Below are 268 nucleotides of genomic sequence, written 5' to 3'. Positions count from 1 at the left end.
CGTCGCCTGCAGTTTTGACAGCGGCGGCGCGTAAAGAAAGCCAAACGAGACACAGCCCTCTTTGCCTCGTACCGCATGATGCATACGGTGCGCCATATAAAGCCTGCGTAAATAACCCCGGCGCGGAACATAGCGGAATGGCCAGCGCTGATGCACCAGGCCGTCATGCACAATAAAATAGAGCAGGCCGTAGAGCGTCATACCCGCGCCGATCCACTGCAAGGGCCAGACACCCGTGCTGCCCAGATAAATGAGCAAAATCGACAAA

Annotated in this window: 1 pseudogene; it reads right to left on the bottom strand. The window is 56.3% G+C overall.

Annotation, left to right across the window (positions count from 1 at the left end):
- Window positions 1–268 (bottom strand): annotated as a pseudogene (locus SB756_RS30640) (beta-carotene hydroxylase); the annotation flags it as partial.

The sequence above is a fragment of the Pseudomonas sp. SIMBA_068 genome (assembly GCF_046534705.1).
Lineage (GTDB): Bacteria > Pseudomonadota > Gammaproteobacteria > Pseudomonadales > Pseudomonadaceae > Aquipseudomonas > Aquipseudomonas putida.
Note: the sequence above shows the minus strand (reverse complement) of the source record. Positions and strands in the feature narration are given on the sequence as shown.